The sequence below is a fragment of the Massilia sp. LMS1-1-1.1 genome, assembly GCF_040815535.1.
Classification (GTDB): Bacteria; Pseudomonadota; Gammaproteobacteria; order Burkholderiales; family Burkholderiaceae_D; genus Janthinobacterium; species Janthinobacterium aestuarii.
Window position 1 is genome coordinate 177538 of record NZ_JBFPNG010000045.1, and the last position, 14398, is coordinate 191935.

Sequence of the window (14398 nt, forward strand, 5' to 3'; positions counted from 1 at the left end):
ATGCGCTGGCTTACTATCCAATGGCTGCCGCCGCGCCCCTGGCTGGGCGCGCAACGCGTGCACATCCGTCCCTCGGGCGCGGGCCTGGCGTTTGCCGCGCTGCTGCTGGCGCTGTGGATCGCCGCCGTCAATTACCGCCTGGGCCTGGGCTATGCGCTCACGTATTTCGCGGCCGCCTGCGCCATTGCCGACATGCTGTTTGCCAGCCGCAATCTGGCGGGCCTGGCGCTGGCCGCCACGCCGGGCAAGCCCGTGTTCGCGGGCAGTCACGCCACGTTCACCTTGCGCCTGATCAACCGCAGCGCGCGCCCGCGCCATGCGATCCACGTGGCCATCAGCGGTTCGGCGGCAGCGCCCAGCCTGGCCGACATCGCCGCCCACGGTGAAACGGCCGTCAACATCGTCGTGGCCGCGCCGCAGCGGGGATGGCTGATTGCCCCGGCCGTGCGCCTGTCCGGCAGTTTTCCGCTCGGTCTGTTCCTTGCCTGGTGCCACTGGCAGCCCGAAGCGCGCGTGCTCGTGTATCCGCAGCCCGAACACAATGCGCCGCCGCTACCCTTGCCTGTCGGTACGGTACGGCAAGCACAGAGGCCAGGCTCGCCAGATTCGCCAGACTTGCCCGATGGCGCGCTGGAACTGGCCGGCGTGCGCGCCTACCAGCCCGGAGATCCCTTGCACCGCCTGGCCTGGCGCCAGATCGCCCGCCACGACGGCGAACATGTATTCAGCAAGCAATTCCAGCCTGCCGCCGATACGCCACAGGACGCAGCCCATGGCAGCGTCATGCTCGAGCATGCCGCCCTGCAGGCGCTGGCGCCGGAAGCGCGTTTGTCGCGCCTGGCCGCCTGGGTGCTGCAGGCGGAACGCACTGGCCTCCCATATGGCTTGCGCCTGGGCGCGCTGACTGTGGCGCCAGCCTTGGGCGCCCACCACCGCGACGCCTGCCTGCGCGCACTGGCCCTGCACGGTTCGCCGCACGATTTGCCACCAGCGCAGGCAACGCCATGAAGGCCTGGCTGAGCAACTTGCCGCGTGACAAGGCCGACATCGTGCTGCTGTTGCTGGCCGCCGCCATGGTGCTCGCGCCGCATGTGCGGCACCTGCCCCCGTGGCTGTCGGCCGCCGCTGCCGCCCTCCTGCTGTGGCGCGCCGTCATCACCATACGGGGCAGCCGCCAGCCGCAGCTGATCCTGCTCGCGCCGCTGGCCTTGCTGGGCATCGCCGGCGTCTACGCCAGCTATGGCACCGTGCTGGGACGCGATCCCGGCGTGGCCATGCTGGCCCTGCTGCTGGCCTTGAAATCGCTGGAAATGCATGGCCGGCGCGACATCTTCGTGTTTGTTTTCCTCAGTTTTTTCCTCCTGCTGGCGAACTTCTTCCATGCGCAAGACATCCTCAGCGCCGCCTGGATGTTGGCCACCGTCATCGTCCTGCTGGCCGCCCTGCTGTCGGCCCAGTACGGCGCCGTGCAGCCGCGCCTGGCACAAAGGCTGGGCTTGCTGGGACGCATGCTGGCGCTGGCCATCCCCCTGTCGGCCCTGATGTTTCTTGCCCTGCCGCGCGTGGACGGCCCCTTGTGGGGTACGGCACCGGACGGCGCGCAGGCGCGCACGGGCTTGTCCGACAGCATGCAGCCGGGCGCCATCGCTTCGCTGGCCCTGTCAAGCGAACCCGTCTTCACGGCGCGATTTTCCACGCCGCTCCCGCCGCAAGACCAGCTGTATTGGCGCGGCGTCGTGCTGGGCGACTTCGACGGCACCACCTGGACGCGGCGGGGCGCGAAGGGGCGCGCGCCTGCCAGCGACAGCCGGATAGACATCGCGCTGGAAGGCCAGCCCAGCCGCTATGAAGTCAGCTTGCAAGCGAGCGGCCAGCGGCGCATCTTCGCGCTCGATGTGCCGCGCAGCATCGAACGCCTGCCCGGCAACCCGTACGTCGTGTCGTCCGCGCTGGAAGTGCTGACCATACAGCCTATTACTTCGACCGTGCGTTACCGCGTCAGTTCCCAGCTCCGCTACCGGCTGCAGGCAAACCTGTCGCCAGAACAGCAGCAGCCATGGCTGGCCTTGCCCGCTGGCAGCAACCCGCGCAGCGTGGCCTGGGCCCGTGCCCTGCGCGGCCATGGCGCGCAGGCGCTGGCGCCGGCCAACGCCATTGCCGCCGTGCTTGAGCACTTTCGCCGCGCACCGTTCCGCTACACCCTGCAGCCACCGCTGCTGGGCAAGCATGGCATCGACGACTTCCTGTTTGGCACGCAGGCGGGGTTTTGCGAACATTACGCGGGCAGCTTTGTCGTGCTGATGCGCGCCATGGGCATCCCCGCGCGCGTCGTCACCGGTTATCAGGGAGGCTTGCGCAACGGTACGGACAACAGCCTGGCCGTGCGCCAGTCCGACGCCCATGCCTGGAGCGAAGTGTGGCTGGCGGGCCGGGGCTGGGTGCGCATCGATCCCACCAGCGCCGTCGCGCCCCTGCGCACGCAGCGCAACCTCGATGCCGCCTTGCCGCCAGCCCCGTCACCGCTGACGGCGTGGCGCGCCCTGGCCGGCCTCGATGGCGGCGCGCAAGGGGCGGTTGCCGCGTGGCGCCAGCAATGGCAGCAGGCCGAGCACGCCTGGAGCAGCTGGGTGCTCGACACCACGCCGCAGCGCCAGCGCGCCATGCTCGACGGCTTGAAAAACCTGCCGGCAAAAAAGCTGGCACTCGCGTGCGCCGTGCTGGCCCTGCTGTCCGCCGTGGCCGGTGGACTGGTCTGGTGGCGGCAGGCGCGGCAAGGCGACCCGCTCGATGTCCTGTACGCGCAATTTTGCCGACAGCAGGCGCGGCGCGGCTACAGCCGTGCGCCACATGAAGGCCCGCACGGTTATGCTGCGCGGTTGGCATCGGGCAAGACTACACCCGAGATGCATGCCGCCATCGCACAGTTTCTGGCAATCTATGCCGCGATGAAGTATGGTAATGCCAGCCCAGACGAACAACTCCGCGCGCGGCGCCACTTGCGCCGCCTGTTAACCCAATGCCGATGAGACGCTCCTTGTTACCGATCAAATACCCCGCCCTGTCCCTGCTCCTCTCCCTTCCCCTGTGCCTGGCCACCGCGCACGCCGGCGAAAACAGCAATATTTCCGCTGCCGACCGCGCCCGCGCCGTGCGCGCGGCCAAGGCGCCGCCCACCAAGGCAGCAGCCAAAAAGGCACCGGCGAAATTCGACTTCGAAGGCGAATTTGTCGACTATGCCAACTGGAAAGAAGTCCGCGCCTTCCTCGACGACATGTCCGCCAAACACGGCTTTGACCGCGCCGAACTCAACACCCTGATCGGCAAGGTCCGCTATGTCGAGTCGACCGTGCAACTGATGAAGCCCGCGCCGCCCGGCAAGCCGAAGAACTGGCAAGCGTACAGCGCCCGCTTCATCGAGCCGGTGCGCATCAATGCGGGCGTGAAATTCTGGGAAGAGAACGCGGAAGCGCTGGCACGCGCCGAACACGAATATGGCGTGCCGGCCGAGATCATCGTCGGCATCATCGGCGTGGAAACCGTGTACGGACGCAACACGGGTCGTTTCCGCGTGCTCGACGCGCTGACGACCCTGGCATTTTCCTATCCGGAAAGCCCGACCCGGGCCGCGCGCATGGAATTTTTCAAGGGGGAACTGGAAAACGCGCTGCTGTACGCGCGCAAGGATGGCATCGATCCCTTGACCCTGCTCGGCTCGTATGCGGGCGCCATTGGTCTGCCACAGTTCATGCCGAGCAGCATCATGAAATATGCAGTGGATTTCGATGGCGATAGCCACATCGACTTGCGCAATTCCACATCCGACGCCATCGGCAGCGTCGCGCACTTCCTCGTCGAGCACGGCTGGCGCCGCGATGACCCGGCCGTCAGCACCTATCCCGTCACCGTCTCTGCCAGCCGCGCGTGGGAAAAATTCATCGGCCAGGGCTTGCAAGCCAAGTACCGGCTGGGAGAATTACAGGAAGCCGGCGTGACAGCCGCCCCGTCCACGCCTCAGAACATGTTGTTCGGCCTGATCGACTTGCAAAATGGTTCCGAAGCAACTGAGTATCACTTGGCAACCAATAACTTCTTTGCTATAACTCAGTACAACAGAAGTTATTTTTATGCCATGTCCGTGATTGATTTGGGCAAAGCCATCAGTCAAGTGCGCGCACGCTAACCGAAAGTCAGTGTAAAGTTATAATATTACTTGTAAGAAAGCGTAAGGGATATTGAATCGACCAGCAAACAGGTCTATGGTAGGGCCGATAACATGTGCCAGCCTCGCTCGCCAGCCTTTGTGCGGCACGGAATGCAGTAATGGTTTTATACTTAACTTTTGTCAAAGTACAATTTTTGTTCTATCATAGAGCATAATAAAGAATAAATAGGTGTTGCAGCTAGACAACACCCATTCTGTACCACGCAAGATTACCGGGCTTTCCAGCCTGAAACTGAATCCTGTTGTACAATTGTGTATATATCATGAAAAACTGTATCCCGGATCGTACCGTGTGTGAATTCGTTCCTTTTAGTAAAGAATGAACATGAACGCAGCAAGAGCGAGCTCCGAGTGTTTTTTACTTTGCAGTGCAACTACAGAAGGAACAATAACATCATGACAAACCAAGTCGGCATTGATATGAACAGCGATTCGGACTCCGACGATCTGCTTCAGTACAACCCAAACAGACTGCTCGATACCCTGATCGAAAACCTGCGCCTGAAAAACGACGCAGCCTTGTCCCGCGCGCTGGAAGTGGCGCCACCGGTCATCAGCAAAATCCGCCACCACCGCCTGCCGGTCGGCGCATCGCTGCTGATCCGCATGCACGAAGTCAGCGACCTGAGCATCCGCGACCTGCGTTACCTGATGGGTGACCGTCGTAACAAATTCCGTATCAGCGACAAACAATTCAAGCCAAAAGAAGGCGAAACGCCACAAGGCTGATCCTGCCAGTTTTGCAGGTTTTCCCTCCCCGCCATGGGGAGGGGGTATTTTCAGCAGTTCTCAGGCCGTTCTGGCCGACATTAAAACAATCAAGCAGGAAACACGCCGGTCGAGAGATAGCGGTCGCCGCGGTCGCACACGACGAACACGATCGTCGCGTTTTCCACCGTCTGTGAAATGCGCAGCGCGATTTCGCAGGCGCCGGCTGCCGAGATGCCGCAGAACAAGCCCTCTTCCGCCGCCAGGCTGCGCGCCATGCGCTCGGCCACGCCCTGGCTCACGTATTCCACCTGGTCCACGCGCGACTTGTCGTAGATTTTCGGCAAGTACGCTTCCGGCCACTTGCGGATGCCGGGAATCTGCGAACCTTCCTCGGGCTGGGCGCCGATGATCTGGATCGCGGGATTCTGTTCCTTCAAGTAGCGCGACACACCCATGATGGTTCCCGTCGTGCCCATGGCGCTGACGAAATGCGTGACCCGGCCTTCCGTGTCGCGCCAGATTTCCGGGCCCGTGCTTTCATAGTGGGCGCGCGAATTGTCTTCGTTGGCGAACTGGTCGAGGATCACGCCGCGGCCATCCTTCTGCATCTGTTCGGCCAGGTCGCGCGCATATTCCATGCCGCCCGTCCTCGGCGTCAATAAGATATCGGCACCGTAGGCGGCCATGCTCTGGCGGCGCTCCACGCTCAGGTTGTCGGGCATCAAGAGCAGCATCTTGTAGCCGCGCAAGGCAGCGGCCATGGCCAGCGCGATGCCCGTATTGCCGCTGGTCGCCTCGATCAGGGTATCGCCAGGCTTGATGACGCCGCGCTCTTCAGCGCGCTTGAGCATGGACATGGCCGCACGGTCCTTCACGGAACCTGCCGGATTATTGCCCTCCAGCTTGCCCAGAATGACGTTGTTGCGCGCAAGCGCATCGGCGCCCGGCAAGCGCGTCAGCTGCACCAGCGGGGTATTGCCTATCGTATCTTCAAGTGTCTTGTAAGCCATCGTGTCTGTTTGAGTGGAGTCAACAAAGACCCATTCTAATATGAGATGCTGGCCCGCGTATCGCTGATCGGTGGCCGCATTGGGGCCAGTTTGCGCGTCCGGCTGCGCCGCCACCGGCCGCATGGCGCCTGCTGCGCTGCCATTTCCGGGCGTGCACAAGGGATATTGCGGCAGGCGCGCGCCGCATGCGCTAGACTCGTCACTATTAGTTATTTTTGTTATTTGCTTATTCAGTCTCCGAACGGACTCGCCATGGCCAGCAGCACACCCGAATTCATTCCCGAAACGACGCAGGACGATCCCGTCCAGTTCCCCACGCTCGACTTGCACGGCCGCAGCCACCAGATTTCGCCCGTCTTCAATGGACTCGAACTGCAGCGCTTGCAGCGTTATGGCACGCGCCATCACTTTGCCGATGGCGAGACGCTGTTCGAGGCGGGCAGCAGCAGCTTCGGCATGCTGGTCATACTGTCCGGACGGGTCAGCATCAAGCGCCATGAAGTGCTGGGACAGGCGTCCGTGCTGCGCGAAGTGGGCGTCGGCCACTTCATTGCCGAGGTGGCGCAATTGTCGGGCCGCCCCACCCTCGTCAACGGCAACGCCGTCGGTGACGTGGAATTGCTCGACATCAGTTCGGAATCTCTGCGCGCACTGATCGTCGCGGAAGCGGAAATGGGCGAACGCATCGTGCGCGCCCTGATCCTGCGCCGCGTGGCGCTGATCGAATCGAATTCAGGCGGTCCCGTGCTGGTGGGACCGCGCGGCAATGGCAATCTGTTCCACCTGCAAAGTTTTCTGTCGAGCAATGGCCACCCGCACACGGTGCTCGATCCAGCCACGGATGCGGCCGCCGCCGCGCTGGCCGGGCGCTACCAGCCCACGCCGCAGGAATGGCCGCTGGTCGTCTGCCCTGACGGCAAGATCATGAAAAATCCCGGCAATGCGGAACTGGGGCGCTGCCTGGGCATGCTGCCCGATTTGTCCGGCGACAAGATCTTCGACGTGCTGGTGGTGGGCGCCGGACCGGCCGGCCTGGCCACGGCCGTGTATGCGGCATCCGAAGGCTTGACCGTGTTGGCGCTCGAGCAGCGCGCGTACGGCGGTCAGGCGGGCGCCAGCGCGCGCATCGAAAACTACCTGGGTTTTCCCACCGGCATCTCCGGCCGCGCGCTGGCGGGACGCGCCTACGTGCAGGCGCAAAAGTTCGGCGTCGAGATCGCCACGCCGGCCAGCGCCGCCAACTTGCTGTGCGACACCTGGCCCCTGCGCGTCAATCTGTGCGACGGCACGCAGGTGCGCGCTCGCACCGTGGTGCTGTCGTGCGGCGCGCGCTATCGCCGCCCCTCGCTGGCCAACCTGAAAACGTATGAAGGACGGGGCGTGTATTACTGGGCCTCGCCCATCGAAGCCAAGCTGTGCCGGCAAGAAGAGATCATCCTCGTTGGCGGCGGCAATTCGGCTGGCCAGGCGGCCGTGTTTCTCTCCGGCCACGCCGCCAAAGTCCACATGGTGATCCGCGGCGAAGGTCTGGCGGCCAGCATGTCGAGCTATCTGATCGAACGCATCGCCGCCACGCCCAACATCACCTTGCACACGCACACGGAAATCATCGCCCTCGAAGGCGACGACGATGGCTTGACGGAGGTGCGCTGGCGCAACAACCAGACGGGCAAGGAGTGCGATTGCGCCGTGCGCCGCGTCTTCCTGTTTGTTGGCGCCGATCCGAACACGGACTGGCTGCATGACTGCGCCGTGGCCGTCGACGAACAGGGCTTTATCCGCACGGGCTTCGACGTCACGCGCGCCGAATGCCGCGCCCACGGCCACACTGTGTATCCACCTGACTTGCCGGACCGGGCCGCTCTGGAAACGAGCGTGCCGGGCGTGTTCGCCATCGGCGACGTGCGGGCCGGCTCCACCAAGCGCGTGGCCGCCGCCGTCGGTGAAGGCGCGGCCGTCGTTTCCCAGATTCACGGCTTTCTTGCGCGCCAGCCCGTCGGTTCCTGATCAGCGCAATGGCATGGAATACGTGGCCACGCTGACATTGCCATCGCGGTCGATGGCCTGGACGCCAAAGAAATAGTTGTCTTTCGACAGCTTCACCCTGGCCTCGGTGACATTGCCCACGTCCTGCGCGCCCTGCCACTGGTCGGCCGTCGTGGCGCGCCAGACGATGCGGTAGCCGGCCAGGTCCGGTTCCGTATTCGGCTGCCAGACCAGCGAGGTGGCGTTTTCCAGCTGGGCCGTGCGCACCTGCACGCCGGCGGGCGCGGCCGGCGCCAGGGCCAGTGACGCGAGCGCCGCCGCATTCACGCGCGCCACTTTCGCCACGTAGTCATAGTCGACGAATTGCGGCAAGTCGCCGTACTGCACGCCGTTCTCCACGCGCACATCCTGATGCTGATGGGCAAAATCCTCGTGCGGTTCCGTGAAACGCAGCGCCGCGTACCCTTGCGCGAGGAAGGGCATATGGTCGCCGCCGCGCAGGTAGCGGTCGGCGCGCTGGATGACGTTGACCGTAAAGCCGGGCACATAGCGCTCGCCCACCTGTTTCACATGGCGCGCCAGCTGGCGCGAAATCGAATCGTTTTCACCGCCCGTCGCCACCAGGGCGCGCACGCCGTCGCTCATCTCCTTCACGGCCGGGATGCCTTCGGCAAACAGGCGCACCTGGCCGCCATCGACGGTGCCGTCTTCCGCGCGCGAACTGCCGATGATGTCGTTATTGAGCATGCCGGCGATGTTGAGATTTTTCAATTTTGCCTGCTGCGCCCAATGGCCGGAACCCAGCAACCCCTGTTCCTCGGCCGCTACGGCCATGAAGACGATGGTGGCGTCGAAGCGGTAGCGCGCCATCGCGCAAGCCATCTCGATCACGGCCGCCGTACCGGATGCGTCATCGTTGGCGCCGGGCGCGTCGCCCTGCGCATCCATCACGTCGGTGGCGCGCGAGTCGTAATGACCGCTGACGACATAGATACGTCCAGCCGACTGCGGCTGGCTGCCGGGCAGGGTCGCCATCACGTTGACGATGTCCGTCGGCCGCGCAATGCGCTTCGACACGGGCGCGATATGGCTGTCGAACGCTACCTGCAGCCGTCCGCCCGCCTGCGCGCCACAGCGCTCCAGCTCGGCCTTGATCCAGCGTCGGGCCGCGCCGATGCCGCGCGTGTCGGACACGGTATCGGACATCGTGTGGCGCGTCTGGAAGCCCACGAGCTTGCGCACATGCGCCTCGATGCGCTGCGGCGAAATGTCGGCCACCACCTGCCGTATCTGCTGCTGGGCCGGTTCGGTGCCCGGCGCCGCCGCCGCGCCCGCCGACAGCAGGGCTGCCGTCACTGCCGTCAAAATCCTTACCATGCGTGCATCCCCCCGATGATTGATCAAGCTGGCCATTCTCGCATTTTTGACGGCAGGCAAGGATGTTCCAGGATGAAAATCGTGCGTTATAGAAACTGCTACAATCGGCTGTTGCCCCGCTCACGAAAGACACCGCATGCGCCTGACCACCCTTCACTCCGCACGCCGCAGCCTGCGCGCGGTCCGCTGACGGTGCGCCGCATGCTCGTCAAATTGCTGCTGCTGGCCACCTTGTTTGCCATGCTCAGCATCGCCGCCCTGTACAGCTACGGGCGCTTCGCCGAACGCTCGCTGGGCGCGCCGGGCACGGCCTTGCCCGTGGCGATCGATGCCACCCAGCTCGACCGCGTGCTGGCGCCGCAGCTGGCGCAACGCCCGGGCCACAGCGGCACGGCCCTGATCGACGACAATCTGGAAGCGTTCGCCCTGCGCGCCCTAAGCGCGCGCGAAGCGGGCCGCAGCCTCGACCTGCAATACTACATCTGGCATAACGACGTCACGGGACGCCTGCTGGTGCGCGAACTGCTGCGCGCGGCCGACCGCGGCGTGCGCGTGCGCGTATTGCTCGACGATATCAACGCACGGGGCCAGGACGCGGCCATCCTCGCGCTCGACAGCCATCCGCTGATCGACGTGCGCATCTTCAATCCGGGCCGCAACCGCGACGGCATCTGGATGCGTGCCGTGGAAATGGCCTTGCGCGCCGTCAGCCTGAACCGGCGCATGCACAACAAGGCCTGGATCGTCGATGGCAGGGTCGCCCTCGTCGGCGGACGCAATATCGGCGATGAATACTTCGATGCCGCCGAACAAGTCAATTTCCAGGATGCCGACTTGCTGCTGGTGGGGCCCGCCGTGCAACAGACGAGCGACATCTTTGACCGCTTCTGGAACAGCCGCGCCGTCATCCCCATCGGCGCCTTGCACGAGGGCAAGGACGCGGGTGCGGCTGAACTGCAGGCTGTGCGCGCCCGCCTCGACGCACTCACGGGCGAACTGGGCGCTTCTCCCTACCTGCGCCAGCTGACCGATGCGGGCCAGCTGCAGGCCCACCTCGATGGCCGCGTGCGCCTGCACTGGAGTACCCAAGTACAAGTATTGTCGGATCCGCCGGAAAAAGCCGCGCCCATCGCCAGTTTGCAGCGCAGCGAGCACTGGCTCATGCACAGCTTGCTGCCCCTGCTGACGGACGCGCGCGAGGAAGCGCTGCTGACCTCACCCTATTTTGTGCCCGGCGCGGAGCTGACGCAGACCCTGGCCGACAAGGTCGCGGCCGGCGTCAAGGTCCAGGTGCTGACCAACTCGCTGGCCGCCACCGACGTGGCCCTCGTCCATGCGGGCTATGCGCGCTACCGCCAGATGCTGCTGGGCGGCGGCGTCGACCTGTTTGAATTGAAGACCCAGCACCGCAAGCGCATCAGCCTGATGGGCTCGAGCCGCGCCAGCCTGCATACCAAGGCCGTGGTGGTCGATGGGCAACGGGGCTTCGTCGGCTCCTTCAACCTCGACCCGCGCTCGGCCCAGCTGAACACGGAAATGGGCGTGCTGTTCGACGATGCCGCGCTGGCGGCGGACATGCGCACGCTGTTCCTGCACTCGACGGCGAGCGACACCAGCTACCGTTTATTCCTCGACAACGGCGCCCTGCGCTGGTCCGACGCCACCGAAGAGCCCGCCAAAGTGTGGACGCAGGATCCGGAAACGGGCTTCTGGCGCCGCACGCTGGTGTCCGTGATGCGCTGGCTGCCGATCGAGTCGCAGCTGTAGCCACATAAAAAAAACCCCGCGCGGCCGGTACCACGCGGGGTTTTCTTCTCGTGCTGCGCGGCACCACCACGCAACACGCCTTACAGCAACACGCTTACTTTTTCTCGGCTTCTGCCTTCTTCGCATCGGCCGCAGCCAGCTTGGCTTCCTTCTTCGCAGCCGCTTCCGCAGCCTTGGCTTCTTTCTTGGCGGCAGCAGCCGCCTTCTTCTCGGCAGCAGCTTCCTTCTTCATTTCAGCAGCCGTTTTCACGGGAGCGGCATCGGCGGCGGCTGGCGCAGTGGCGGCGGCAGGGACGACCTTGGCTGCGGCTGCATCTTTTTTCGCGGCGGCAGCGGCGGCCTTGGCTTCTTTCTTCGCAGCAGCAGCTTCTTTCTTCGTTTCAGCGGCTGTCTTGGCTGGTGCCGCAGCGGTGTCGGTCGCAGCAGCTGGCTTCGGTGCGGCTTCTTTCGCTGCAACTTCCTTCACAGCAGCGTCCTTTTTTGCCGGGGCAGCTTTCGCCGCCGGAGCGGGCGCCGCTGGCGCGCCGGACATGGACTGGCCATTCACCTGCAAGCCCGCTTCCGACAGCTTCACGGAACTTTTCGGGCCGATGCCCTTCACGCGGCTTTCGAAATCGGCCCAATCCTTGAAGGCGCCGCCCTTGGCACGTTCATCGATGATGGCTTTCGACGTGACGGGGCCGATGCCCTTGACGCTGTCGAGTGCCGCCTGGTCCGCCTTGTTGACATCAACCTGGGCAAAGGCAAAGCCCATCGTCGCAATCAAGGTGGCGATGGCCAGCAGTATTTTTTTGAACATGGGTATCTCTCCGTGGTGTGGTTTCAAGATGACTCGAACGCAAGGGAAGAGCAGCGCCTTAACGGCTTTAACGGCTGTGGCGTGATACGGTTGACAAGACTGGACAGCGGAAGGAGGGGAAAACCTGCGCCAGATCAAACGGCCTGGCGCAGGCAAGATGCGGATTAAAGCAACATAGTTACTGCGGGAACAGCTCGTCGCGGGTGACGGTGGCCGTGCCCAGCTTGCCGACGACGATGCCGCCAGCCCGGTTGGCCGTGCGCACGGCCTCGCCCAGGCCCATGCCGGCGCCCAGCATGGCCGCCATGGTGGCGATCACCGTGTCGCCGGCGCCCGAGACGTCGAACACTTCGCGCGCATCGGTCGGCATGTGCAGCACCTCATCGGCCGTGTACAAGCTCATGCCTTCTTCCGAACGGGTCAGCAGCAAGGCGTCCAGGCCCAGCTGGGCGCGCATCTGCTGCGCGCGTTCCGTCAGTTGCTCTTCCGTGCTCCAGTTGCCGATCACGCGGCGCAGTTCCGATTTATTCGGAGTGAGCACTGACGCTCCTGTATAGCGGCTGAAATCATCACCTTTCGGGTCGACCATGACGATCTTGCCGGCCGCACGTGCCGCCTTGATCATCTCGGCCACGTTCACCAGGCTGCCCTTGGCGTAGTCCGACAGGATCACCACATCGTAGTGCGGCAAGAGAGCATTGAACTGCGCCAGCTTGTCGCGCAGCACCGTATCGCTGGGCGCATCCTCGAAATCAATGCGCAGCATCTGCTGCTGGCGGCCGATCACGCGCAGCTTGATGATGGTGGAAATGGCCGCATCGCGCTGCAGATAGCTGTGGATGCCGCCGCCCTCGAGCAGGCGTTCGACCTGGCTGCCGGCCTCGTCGTCGCCGACCACGCCCAGCAAGCTCGTCTTCGCTCCCAGCGCGGCCGCGTTGCGCGCCACGTTGGCCGCACCGCCCAGGCGCTCTTCGCGCTTCTCGATGCGCACGATGGGCACGGGCGCTTCCGGCGAAATACGGCTGACATCGCCGAACCAGTAGCGATCCAGCATCACGTCGCCCACCACCAGCAGGCGTACCTGGGCCAATGCGGCCGGCGCCGTCAAGGCGACCACCTCTTGGGCGCTCATGCGCGCGTCAGGATCGAGCGACCGATCCCGTGGTATTCGATGCCGTTCTCGGCCATGACGGCCGGCTCGAACAGGTTGCGCCCGTCAAAGATCACGGCCTGCTTCAGGCGCGCCTTGACCTGCTCGAAGTCGGGGCTGCGGAAGGCTTTCCATTCGGTCACGATGACCAGCGCATCGGCATCCTGCAGCGCATCCTTCGAACTGTCGGCAAAACGTACCTTCGCCAACTGCTCCGGCGTCAAGTCCAGCTGCAGCACGCGGCGCGCCTCGGCCATGGCGACGGGGTCGTACACGGCCACGGTGGCGCCGCGCGCCAGCAAGTCGGCCAGCAGCACGCGGGCCGACGCTTCGCGCATGTCGTCCGTATTCGGCTTGAAGGCCAGGCCCCACACGGCGAAATGCCGGCCCGTCAGATCTTCGCCGAAGCGAGTAACCACTTTGCGTCCCAGCACCTGCTTCTGCTGGTCGTTGACGGCTTCGACGGCGCGCAGGATCAGCAATTCCTGGCCGTGGCCGCGCGCCGTGCGCTCGAGCGCCTGCACGTCTTTCGGGAAGCACGAACCGCCATAGCCGCAGCCGGCGTACAGGAAGCTGTAGCCGATGCGCGGGTCGGAGCCGATGCCGTGGCGCACGGCTTCGATGTCGACGCCCACCTTGTCGGCCAGGTTCGCCAGTTCATTCATGAACGAGATGCGCGTGGCCAGCATGGCGTTGGCCGCATACTTCGTGAATTCGGCCGAGCGCACGTCCATCCAGTAAGTGCGTTCGTGGTTGCGGTTGAACGGCGCGTACAGGCTTTTCAGCAATTCGCGCGCGCGTTCGCCTTCCGGCGTGGCGTCGACGCCGATGACGATGCGGTCGGGGCGCATGAAATCTTCGACGGCCGCGCCTTCCTTGAGGAATTCCGGGTTCGACGCGACCGAGAACGTGGCGGCCACGCCGCGCGCATCGAGTTCGCCCTGAATGGCGGCGCGCACTTTTTCGGCCGTGCCGACGGGCACGGTCGACTTGTCGACGATGACCTTGAAGTCCGTCATGTACTTGCCGATGCCGCGCGCCGCGGCCAGCACGTATTGCAGGTCGGCCGAGCCGTCTTCATCGGGCGGCGTGCCGACGGCGATGAATTGCATCACGCCGTGTGCGGCCGCCGCTTCAATGTCGGTGGAAAAGGTCATGCGCCCGGCGGCGCGGTTGCGTGCCACGACTTCTTCCAGGCCCGGTTCATGGATGGGAATGCCGCCGCTGTTGAGCAAGGCGACCTTTTGTGCGTCCAGGTCGAGGCAAAAGACGTCGTTGCCCAGCTCCGCCAGGCAGGCGCCGGTCACGAGGCCAACATAGCCGGTGCCGATAATAGTGATTTTCATGGATGTACCGTATGGATAAAAAGCAGGTCC

At 64.4% G+C, this 14398-nt stretch carries 11 protein-coding genes; 6 read left to right on the top strand and 5 right to left on the bottom strand.

Annotation, left to right across the window (positions count from 1 at the left end):
* The 4 genes from MRBLMS1_RS22735 to MRBLMS1_RS22750 all read left to right on the top strand — a co-directional run bounded on the left by MRBLMS1_RS22735 (position 1) and on the right by MRBLMS1_RS22750 (position 4951).
* Positions 1–1008 (top strand): DUF58 domain-containing protein, encoded by a 1008-nt coding sequence (locus MRBLMS1_RS22735; RefSeq protein WP_485882118.1) that lies wholly within the window; start codon positions 1–3, stop codon positions 1006–1008.
* Positions 1005–3026: a transglutaminase TgpA family protein gene (locus tag MRBLMS1_RS22740; RefSeq protein WP_485882120.1), complete on the top strand. Its 2022-nt coding sequence runs from the start codon at positions 1005–1007 to the stop codon at positions 3024–3026. Before MRBLMS1_RS22735 ends, MRBLMS1_RS22740 begins: the two co-directional genes overlap by 4 nt.
* A complete protein-coding gene (gene mltB / locus MRBLMS1_RS22745; RefSeq protein WP_485882122.1) occupies positions 3017–4180 on the top strand; it encodes a lytic murein transglycosylase B in 1164 nt (387 codons plus the stop codon). Before MRBLMS1_RS22740 ends, mltB begins: the two co-directional genes overlap by 10 nt.
* 438 nt (positions 4181–4618) lie before the next feature.
* Positions 4619–4951: a hypothetical protein gene (locus tag MRBLMS1_RS22750; RefSeq protein WP_034751784.1), complete on the top strand. Its 333-nt coding sequence runs from the start codon at positions 4619–4621 to the stop codon at positions 4949–4951.
* An 89-nt stretch (positions 4952–5040) separates the two neighbouring features.
* Here the strand turns inward: MRBLMS1_RS22750 and cysM are convergent, their stop codons facing one another.
* Positions 5041–5943 (bottom strand): cysteine synthase CysM, encoded by a 903-nt coding sequence (gene cysM / locus MRBLMS1_RS22755; protein ID WP_128140242.1) that lies wholly within the window; start codon positions 5941–5943, stop codon positions 5041–5043.
* A 252-nt stretch (positions 5944–6195) separates the two neighbouring features.
* Here cysM and MRBLMS1_RS22760 point away from each other — a divergent pair, with 252 nt between their 5' ends.
* The gene (locus tag MRBLMS1_RS22760; RefSeq protein ID WP_485882125.1) at positions 6196–7950 is read left to right on the top strand and encodes an FAD-dependent oxidoreductase; all 1755 of its coding nucleotides are present in this window, start codon (positions 6196–6198) and stop codon (positions 7948–7950) included.
* Here the strand turns inward: MRBLMS1_RS22760 and MRBLMS1_RS22765 are convergent, their stop codons facing one another.
* Positions 7951–9306: a M20/M25/M40 family metallo-hydrolase gene (locus tag MRBLMS1_RS22765; protein ID WP_485882127.1), complete on the bottom strand. Its 1356-nt coding sequence runs from the start codon at positions 9304–9306 to the stop codon at positions 7951–7953. It lies immediately after the preceding gene.
* Positions 9307–9507: 201 nt separating this feature from the next.
* On the opposite strand from MRBLMS1_RS22765, the gene MRBLMS1_RS22770 reads away from it, so the two are divergent.
* Positions 9508–11073, top strand: a complete 1566-nt coding sequence (locus MRBLMS1_RS22770; protein WP_485882129.1) for a phospholipase D family protein — start codon at positions 9508–9510, stop codon at positions 11071–11073.
* A 94-nt stretch (positions 11074–11167) separates the two neighbouring features.
* On the opposite strand, the gene MRBLMS1_RS22775 is transcribed toward MRBLMS1_RS22770, so the two are convergent.
* From MRBLMS1_RS22775 to MRBLMS1_RS22785, 3 genes are all read right to left on the bottom strand, one after another.
* On the bottom strand, positions 11168–11872 hold the full coding sequence (locus MRBLMS1_RS22775) for a ComEA family DNA-binding protein (protein ID WP_485882131.1): 705 nt from the start codon (positions 11870–11872) through the stop codon (positions 11168–11170).
* 178 nt (positions 11873–12050) lie between these two features.
* Entirely contained in the window at positions 12051–13004 is a 954-nt protein-coding gene (rfaE1, locus tag MRBLMS1_RS22780; protein ID WP_051991229.1) for a D-glycero-beta-D-manno-heptose-7-phosphate kinase, read from the bottom strand.
* Complete coding sequence (locus MRBLMS1_RS22785) at positions 13001–14368, bottom strand: UDP-glucose dehydrogenase family protein (protein ID WP_072454428.1); 1368 nt, start codon at positions 14366–14368, stop codon at positions 13001–13003. The genes rfaE1 and MRBLMS1_RS22785 overlap by 4 nt, the downstream gene beginning before the upstream one ends.
* Positions 14369–14398 lie beyond the last annotated feature (30 nt).